The following is a 6180-nucleotide window of genomic DNA, read 5'->3' on the forward strand; positions in this document are numbered from 1 at the left end:
GGCATCCGTCGCTGTTCCGCTCGCCCGTCACCACTCGCCCGGCAGTCGGCGCCGGCGACTGCCCGGCAGGCGGCTCGGGACCCGCACCGCCCCGGCTTTGCGCCCGCACCCCCGATCCGCTCAGCCCGCCGAACACGCGTTGCCGCCGATCACCATCTCCACCCCGCCGGCGTCCCCCCACCGGTCGGCCTCCAGGCCGAGGAACGCGTGCGCGCCCAGGTCCAGGACCGTGTCCCGGCCGGCGGAGCGGCCCGGATGGCCGGAGGTGTCGGTCGGACGGATGTCTGCGGTCGTGGGGCGATCGCCCACTGCGCACGGGAGGAGGGCCCTGAGCACCCAGAGCCAGGACCGAACCGTTCGTCCCGGCCGTACGAGCCCTTCACGGTCGTATGCGGTGTGGTGCTGCGCTGATCGGCAGAGCGGGCGGTCCGCCCTCACGCTGGTCGGCACATGTGCCGGGACGGAGGCTGAGCCCTTCTCGGAGCGTCCGGCTGCGGGAGGTGAGCTCCGCCGCGCCTGCCTCGAGCGCGGCCGCGTGGCCGAAGAGGCCGGGGAGGCCGGGGAGGCCGCCCGTATGGAGAAGGACCGTGCGCCTGCCGCGGACGATGCCGCCGTCCTCGACGGCGGCGAACAGGCCGGCCATGGCCCTTCCGGTGTACACGGGGTCGAGCACGATGCCTTCCGTGCGCGCTGTGCGCTTCAGGGCGGCCGTCACCGGCCCGGTCAGCGCGCCGTAGCCGTCCCCGACCTGGTCCGTGCGCAGTCGTAGGGCGTCCGGCGGAATGGGGGAGCCGGACAGCGCGGAGAGGAGCCCGGCCACGGTGCCGGCCGGGTCGGGCACGGCGCCGCAGTGCACCCCGAGGACGCGCTCGGCACCCAGCGCATGGACGAGACCGGCCATCGTGCCGCCGGAGCCCAGGGCCACGACGACGGTGTCCAGGTCGGGAGCCTGGGCGAGGAGTTCCCTGCCGCAGTCGGCGTAGCCTCGGGCGCCGAGCGCACTCGAGCCGCCGAACGGGATCACTGCCGGCACGGCGCCGTCCGCCCGGAGCCGGGAGGCCACCTCTTCGGCCGCGGCGGTGAGGGCCGGGCCCTCGATGTCGCCGGCCCATACGACGGTGGTGCCGAACAACGCGTCCAGGGTGAGGTTTTGCCCCGGACCGGCGCGCTGGGCGTGCCCGCCAGTACGACGACGGTCTCCAGGCCGAGACGGGCCCCCGCGGCCGCGGTCAGACGGGCGTGGTTGCTCTGCGGCGCGCCGGTCGTCACGAGGTGCGTGGCCCCTTCCGCCAGCGCCGCACCGCACAGCCACTCGAGCTTTCGGATCTTGTTGCCGCCGCCACCCAGGCCGGTGAGGTCGTCACGTTTGATCCAGAGGTTCTCCGCCCCGAGTCCGAGTGCCTCGGCGAGTCGGGGCAAGGGCTCCAACGGGGTGGGCCAGGTGCCCAGGCGGACCGGCCGCGGAGCGTCGTCGTGCACGGAGTTCACGAACACATCATCGCGCCTGGGGCACATGGGGGGCGACGGTGACGACTGGGGGGCGTGCACGTCTCCACGGCCGGATCCGCTTCCTGACAGGTGCGAGGTGCGGCCGTTCACCGCCGGTCGGCCGGGGCAGCGGCACCGGGCCCCGGACGCCGGTGCGGGTCGTCGGCGGGAAGCCAGGCGTCAGGGCCTTCAGTACCCAGGTCTCCCACGCCGTCGCACAGGGCGTCGACCACGCCCAGAACCTCGGAGCGGAGGTCGCTCCGGCGCCACACCAGCGACCACGTCCAGTAGATCTCGGGCGCGACAACGGGGCGTCGGACCAGATCGGGAGGTACCGAGGCGGTCTGCCCCTTCGGGGAGTTGAGGACGGGTCGGCCGGTACGGCGGACGTGGTCGAAGAACGCCGGTCCGGTGATGCCGTTGTCGGAGATGCGCATCGCGCGTACCCCTGTGTCTCGGGCCAGTTGCCCGGCGTACCTGTTCCACGACGACCAGGAGGTGGTGTCCTCGTCCACGAGGACGACGGTCTCCCGGGCGGCAATGTCGCCGGCGTCGCCGCCGGGGGCGACGGCGTGGAGCCGGTCGGCGCCGACGAGCCGGCAGCGCAGGCCGAGCTCCTCCAGGTCCGCCGTCCGCACCCAGCACACGGCGAGGTCCAGGCTGCCGTCGGCCACCCGCATGGCCTGGGTGTGGGAGGGCGCCACCCATGCGTCGATGTGGACCTGGGCCACGGCGGAAGTGCGGGCGAGCAGGTCCGCCGGGAGCCAGTTGACGTAACCGAGGCGGATCGGCTCCGAACCGGACAGCCGCCGGGCGTGATGCTGAAAGCCCTCGGCCTGTTCCAGCAAGGCACGCGCATGCGGGAGCAGCGCGGCGCCGGCGGTGGTGAGCGAGACCGAGCGGCGGTCGCGGTCGAACAGCCGCACGCCGAGATCCCGTTCCAGCGCCTTGATCTGCTGGGACAGGGACGGGCCGGCGATCAGGAGCCGTTCGGCCGCCCGGCCGAAGTTGAGCTCTTCGGCGACTGCCACGAAGTACCGCACTTGACGCAGCTCCATGCCGGCCATGCTACGTCCGGTAAGAGGCTGCACCTACCAGCAGTGATGTTCCACTCGATAGCGGCATCGGCCAGCAGGGCGAGGGCGCTGCGCTGGATGGCGCCGGCCCGGACACTGAAGCTGTCGTCATCTGCTGGGTCCGAGACGTGCGGGACGAGCCCCGGGGCCACATGGAACCGGGTGAGGTACCAGGGACAGAAGGACGCAGGGGCACGAGGTGCAGTCTTTCGGTGAGCAGCCGGACCTGTTGCGTGGTGGGTTCGTGGGGGAGCACCAGGTAGTCGGCGCCCATTGAGATCGTTTCCTCCTGAACTCGCAGGTCGGGTCTCTGGCGTGGGTGGAGATTGACTCGCTCGTGCTGGTCTAGGACGTGATCATTAGCAGGTGATCGTCCGTCACGGGCCGGTTCGCGGGTTCTGGGGTGGTCCGCTTGAGGCGTCTCGTAGGTTCCGCGACGGGAGGGAGGCGCATGGTGGACGTGCTGACGTGGACGATCGAGCGGCGGACGCGACTGACTGAGCGGGCCGAGCTGCTGCGCAAGGAGCTGGCGGAGGTCGACGCCGAGCTGGGCCGGCTGGAGGCGGCCGAGGTGGTGTTCGGGCAGTGGGCCGAGGCGACGGACGGGGGACGGCGGCCGTCGGGCATCGTGGAGCCGGAGCCGGAGCCGGAGCCGGAGCCGGAGCCGGAGCCGGAGCCGGAGCCGGAGCCGGAGCCGGAGCCGGAGCCGGAGCCGGAGCCGGAGCCGGAGCGCGTCGCGGCTGGGCCGGGTGCGGGCGGGACGCGGTGGGCGCCGGACCGTGTCGAGGGGATGGGGCTGGCGTCCCTGACCTCGGAGTCAAGCGCCGAACACGGCGAATGACCGAGCGGATCAGCTCGCGCTATCCGCGGCATGGGCGGACGGGTTGTCCTTGCGAAAACCATTGGTGCCCGGCTTGCTCCTCTGATGGGCTGACGTCCCGCCGTGAGTCTGCTGTGTGACGGAGGTCGTGGTTGTGACGGAATATGACGTGCTCGCCGAGGTGTACGAATGGCTCATCTCGGATGCGAAGTTGCCTCCCGCCGAGTTCGCTGCGTCGTTCGATGACGTCCTCGGTCTCCTGCCGTCGAACGCTCACGTCCTCGACTGTTCGTGCGGAACCGGACAGTTGGCGGTTGGCCTCGCCGGTCGTGGCATGCAGGTTGTCGCGACTGACGCCAGCGAAGCGATGGTTCGCCGGACTGCAGAGCTGTCTGAGGAGTTCGGGGCCTCCGTCCGGGCCGTGCGGGCGAACTGGGAAGAGTTGCCCGATCATTTCGAGGACGACACGTTCGACATGGTGTTCTGCGTTGGCAACTCGCTTCACCATGCCGCGGGCGCGACAGGCAGGGGTGCTGCTCTGGAGTCGATGTCACGGCTTCTGCGCCCTGGCGGGCGCTTGGTGCTCACATCCCGCACCTGGGAACTCGTGAGGGCCAGAGGTTCCCGGCTGGACATCAGGGACCGACTCGTCCGACGAAACGGTCGCGATGCCGTCGTGGTCTACCGCTGGGAGATTGCGCCGCATTGGGAGGATGAGCACCACATCGAGATTGCGATCGCCCAAGTTGATGCGACTGGGCTGGTTCTTGTCCGCTCGGAACTGCTGTCCTGCTGGCCCTACCGGTACGAGGAACTCGAAGTCGAGCTGCACCGGGTCGGACTCCGGACGAGAGTGAGCACGTTCGATCTTGAGGCCGAGAACTACATGGTGGTCGCGAGCAAGGTATAGACACCGGGCTCTCAGTCCCTGGCAGGACCGCGCGGTTGCTCGCAGGACGCTTGCGCCCTCTCATCGGTGCGGGTTCAGGCGGTCAACGCTACGCCTCGGACGAGGAGTCATGCTGCGTGCATTACGGCGAGCGGACACGGCGGCCCGCGTAGCGCATGTTGCTCAGCCACTCCAGGCCCGGGAGGACCGGCGGAGGGAGGGGAGGGGGGACACGGTCCAGGTCGGGCCTGCTCAAGGGGGCGTCGAGCCGAAAGACGCAGTCGGTGAGAACGTGCTCGGCATGACGGGGACGCCCTTCCGTTCCGGCCTGAGCCACGGTGCCGGTGCCGAGATACACGAGGCCTTCCGGTGCCCGGGCCGTCAGATGGACAGGCAACCTCATGTCGGCCATGACGGTCGGATGGTGACGTCCGCTGCGTGGGCGGTTGGCTGCCCGCAGCTCGGTGGGGTTTGTCAGCGAGGCTTGACGTGGTCATCGAGCCGCGTTGACAGCCGTATGGAGAGCTGCATGTTGGCACCTCATGTTCCTGCCTGGCGGCTTCGCCGACACTCCGGCGTCGTGTGACTTGCCGCTGGACGCCTGCCGGCGGTCGGCGCAGCCCCGGGGCGTACCTGGAAGCCGCTTGGGGGCATGGGCCGGTGGCTATGATCAGGTAGTCGTGATCATTTTGATGTGGGGGATTGATCGTGATCGGTTGTCGGCAGGTCACTGTGAGGTTCCCCCGAGATGCGGGGAAAGGTGACAGCAGGTCAGATGGGTGTCATGAGAGGAGCCCAGACGATGCCTGCCCCGAGGAAGTACCCGCTGGAGTTGCGTGAGCGTGCGGTGCGGATGTACCGGACCGCCGAGCCGAAGCCCGTGATCCGCCGGATGGCCGAGGATCTCGGTGTGCATCACGAAGCCCTGCGCAACTGGATCCGGCAGGCCGAGGCCGACGCCGGCGAGCGGGATGACCTGCTCACCACAGATGAGAAGGACGAGCTCGCCCAGCTGCGGCGCGAGGTGCGGGAACTGCGCCGGGCGAACGAGGTCCTGCGGACGGCCTCGGCTTTTTTCGCCGCGCAGCTCGACCCGACCCGGCCCAGGTGACCGCGCTCCTCGACGAGCACCCGCACCTGGGGGTCGAGCCCGTCCTGCGGGAACTGCACATCCCCTCCTCCACCTACTACCGCTGGCGCCAGGCCGAGAAGGAGCCCTGCGAGAGGATCCGCCAGGACACCGAGCTGACAGGACAGATCCGGCAGATCCACCAGGACTCCGGCGGCATCTACGGATCGCCCAGGATCCATGCCGTCCTGAAACGCGAGGGCGTCCACATCGGCCGCAAACGGGTCGAGCGGCTCATGCGCCAGGCCGGCCTCGCCGGGATCAGCCCCCGCAGAAGCAAGGGCTTCACCCGCCGCGACCCAGACGCCGAACTCGCTCCTGACCTGGTACAACGCGACTTCACGGCACTCGCGCCGAACCGGCTGTGGGTCACCGACCTCACCATGATCCCAACCTTGGAGGGACCACTGTGGCTGTCGGCGATCCGCGATGCCTTCTCCCGCCGAGTCGTGGCCTGGGAGACCTCTGCCCGCGCGGACGCCGACCTGGTCCTCACCTCGCTGGAGTACGCGCTGGCCAGCCGCGAGGTTGCCCCCGGTGAACTCGTCCACCACGCCGACCACGGCACGCAATATACGTCTATCAAGCTCACAACACGCCTGGTCAGAGCGGGTATCCAGGCGTCCATGGGCTCGGTCGGCGACTCCTACGACAATGCCCTGGCGGAGAACCTGTGGATGCTGGTCAAGACGGAGTGCCTCCGCGGAAGAACCTTCGACACCAGAGCCGAGGCCAACCTCGCGCTCTTCGAGTACTTCGACGGCTTCTACAACCCCCG

General features: G+C 69.9%; 8 protein-coding genes. 4 read left to right on the forward strand and 4 right to left on the reverse strand.

Translation table 11 applies throughout. The annotated features are described in order from the left end of the window. Positions 1–120 precede the first annotated feature (120 nt). The 4 genes from IE178_RS27340 to IE178_RS27350 form a co-directional block, all read right to left on the reverse strand. A complete protein-coding gene (locus IE178_RS27340; protein WP_193514139.1) occupies positions 121–309 on the reverse strand; it encodes a hypothetical protein in 189 nt (62 codons plus the stop codon). 70 nt (positions 310–379) lie between these two features. Beyond that, the gene (locus IE178_RS27345; RefSeq protein ID WP_318280272.1) at positions 380–1132 is read right to left on the reverse strand and encodes a pyridoxal-phosphate dependent enzyme; all 753 of its coding nucleotides are present in this window, start codon (positions 1130–1132) and stop codon (positions 380–382) included. Continuing rightward, positions 1021–1515: a pyridoxal-phosphate dependent enzyme gene (locus IE178_RS36260; RefSeq protein ID WP_318280273.1), complete on the reverse strand. Its 495-nt coding sequence runs from the start codon at positions 1513–1515 to the stop codon at positions 1021–1023. The genes IE178_RS27345 and IE178_RS36260 overlap by 112 nt, the downstream gene beginning before the upstream one ends. A gap of 80 nt (positions 1516–1595) precedes the next feature. After that, positions 1596–2555 carry a LysR family transcriptional regulator gene (locus IE178_RS27350; RefSeq protein WP_184765734.1) on the reverse strand — a complete coding sequence of 320 codons (960 nt, stop codon included), beginning with the start codon at positions 2553–2555 and terminating at the stop codon, positions 1596–1598. A gap of 460 nt (positions 2556–3015) precedes the next feature. Between IE178_RS27350 and IE178_RS27355 the strand changes: the two genes are divergently transcribed. The 4 genes from IE178_RS27355 to IE178_RS27370 all read left to right on the forward strand — a co-directional run. After that, positions 3016–3405, forward strand: a complete 390-nt coding sequence (locus IE178_RS27355; protein WP_193514140.1) for a hypothetical protein — start codon at positions 3016–3018, stop codon at positions 3403–3405. A 133-nt stretch (positions 3406–3538) separates the two neighbouring features. Then, positions 3539–4294: a class I SAM-dependent methyltransferase gene (locus IE178_RS27360; RefSeq protein WP_184765816.1), complete on the forward strand. Its 756-nt coding sequence runs from the start codon at positions 3539–3541 to the stop codon at positions 4292–4294. Positions 4295–5075: 781 nt separating this feature from the next. Continuing rightward, on the forward strand, positions 5076–5384 hold the full coding sequence (locus IE178_RS27365; RefSeq protein ID WP_193514141.1) for a transposase: 309 nt from the start codon (positions 5076–5078) through the stop codon (positions 5382–5384). Then, positions 5381–6180: IS3 family transposase (locus IE178_RS27370; RefSeq protein WP_193514142.1), on the forward strand; the 800-nt coding region annotated here is incomplete at its 3' end. The genes IE178_RS27365 and IE178_RS27370, both read left to right, overlap by 4 nt.

Origin of the sequence: Streptomyces griseoloalbus (genome assembly GCA_014650015.1) — a bacterium.
GTDB classification, from domain to species: Bacteria; Actinomycetota; Actinomycetes; order Streptomycetales; family Streptomycetaceae; genus Streptomyces; species Streptomyces griseoloalbus.